The organism is Candidatus Parvarchaeota archaeon (genome assembly GCA_016866895.1).
In the GTDB taxonomy this organism is placed as follows: Archaea; Micrarchaeota; Micrarchaeia; order Anstonellales; family VGKX01; genus VGKX01.
The window spans coordinates 1-1,965 of sequence record VGKX01000185.1 but is presented as its reverse complement, the minus strand read 5'-3'; the positions used below and the strand labels follow the sequence as shown (position 1 = coordinate 1,965).

The window sequence follows — 1,965 nt, the reverse complement described above, 5'->3', positions numbered from 1 at the left end:
CGGCTTTAGCACCCAGCCATGGGGGGGACTTGCGCCGCTTACAAGCTCGCTTGCCATCCTCACTAACGGCATTCTGGTCGCCTACATGGTCACGCTTACGCAAAACCTCATACTAAAATACGTAAATGTCGCCATGCTCACATATCTTCTGCCGATAGGTATTTTGTTTAGGGCATTTTCCCCCACCAGGCAGTTTGGGGGGGCGTTGATTGGCCTTTCAATCGGCATGTTTGTTTTTTTCCCGGCAATGCTTGTGTTTGACGATTATGTTATAAGGGATTTGATTAATGCTTCAAGGGAACAGACTGCAGACAAAGTCATTTCACAGTACCGCGACCAGCTGGATGAGGACCAGCTGAGGGGCAGCGGCGTTACCGGCTCGTTTGAAAGCGGCACAAGTGAGCCCGAAGGGAACATAATAGCGAATTATGCCACAAACTTGTTCTATTCGGCCGTAAGACTTGGCACCAACCTGTTCATAGCAGGCGTCATACTTGTCGCATTGAATTTCGCAGTCCTCATAACTGCGGTGAAGGAACTTTCGCGCGTGTTTGGCGACGAGGTTGACGTTTCAAGCCTGACAAGGATGATATGAAGAGATTTTGTTTTGAGTTTGATGTGGGATGATTGCATGCCAGAACCGCTTTTGATATTCAGCAATGTTTACCTTGGCTGGGAGTCTCTGATTATTCTTGCTTCCTTCTCGACTTTTTTCCTAGTCACGCTGTTTTACATGCTTGCTTATGCATTCAACCTTCAAAACCTCAAAAAATGGTGCAAGGCCGAATATATGGAGGTTCTTGCAACACTTGTGATTGCCCTTCTTCTCATTGGGTTCATTGACATAGGCCTTGGGGCAACGTCATCGTTTACAAGAAATGTCGTCAACGCGGCCGGGCTTTCAAACTACGGCACAGGAAGCAATCCCAGCCCGTTTGACATAACTAGAGGATACCTTAATGAGTCAATCGGGTGCATCAAATCAGTCTACAGGGTCATGTACGCCTACAATTTCTATGTTGAGTTCCTTGAAAAAATAAGCCAGGACATTGGTGGCACAGAACCCGTAGCAGGCACATGGTATAAAGCCGGCCTGGTGTCCCTATTCCACTATCTTGCAAACAGGGTGACATATGTTCTTGTATTCCAGTATTTCCAGTTCAGGCTTACGGATTTTTTTGAAGCCACGATGCTGACTCTTTTCCTTCCGGTTGGCCTTATATTAAGGACATTCCCCCTAACAAGGGGAGTCGGAGGCTTTTTGATTGCACTTGCAATTGGCTGCTACATTATCTTTCCTCTTAGCTACCTTATGATAATTGCAATCCAGGGAAATGTGGCCGGGGGCTGCAACATACAAAACCTTCCGGTAATTAAGCCTAACACGATATGCCCAGGCTCGCTGCCGCAGGCATACATGCAGCTTCAAAGGGAAAACAAGGACATAAACAGCATTGCAGATGCGGCTTCTGTCATTGCAAACTATATTGGCACGATAACAATGCAATCTCTGTTTTATCCACTTATAGCACTGATTATGGTTTTCACGTTTGTCAGGCAGACTTCAAAGCTTCTGGGTGCTGACCTGGCAGAGCTGGGGCACGGGCTTGTGAAATTAATATAAAGGGCAGCGTAGATTTTATTATGGCGGTGGTAACAATGGATGACAAGGAAGTTTCTGCTGGTTATTCTTCATTTCCTTCAGGTTTGAGAAGGTCTGCACCAGCCACACAGAGCCAGGCGGCACAGGCGCCACCACAGCTTCCTCCAAGGCCGCCAATGCAGCAGCGGCCACAGGCTTTTGATTCAGATGCGCCAAGAAAGTCGCCGATTCTCTCAAAGGTTGCCATCGGCCTTGCAGTAATAAGCCTTGTCTTGAATTTTTACCTGCTTTTCACAATCACTGGCATTAAAGGCGAACTTCGAGGTCTCTCCGATTCATTTGAAAGCATCAAAAGCAAGGAT

The 1,965-nt window shown here is 47.0% G+C and carries 2 protein-coding genes; both read left to right on the top strand.

Translation table 11 applies throughout. The features are described 5' to 3' along the window. Positions 1-631 precede the first annotated feature (631 nt). Positions 632-1,624: a hypothetical protein gene (locus FJZ26_05735; protein ID MBM3229909.1), complete on the top strand. Its 993-nt coding sequence runs from the start codon at positions 632-634 to the stop codon at positions 1,622-1,624. Between the two features lie 35 nt (positions 1,625-1,659). Further along, positions 1,660-1,965: hypothetical protein (locus FJZ26_05730; GenBank protein ID MBM3229908.1), on the top strand; the 306-nt coding region annotated here is incomplete at its 3' end.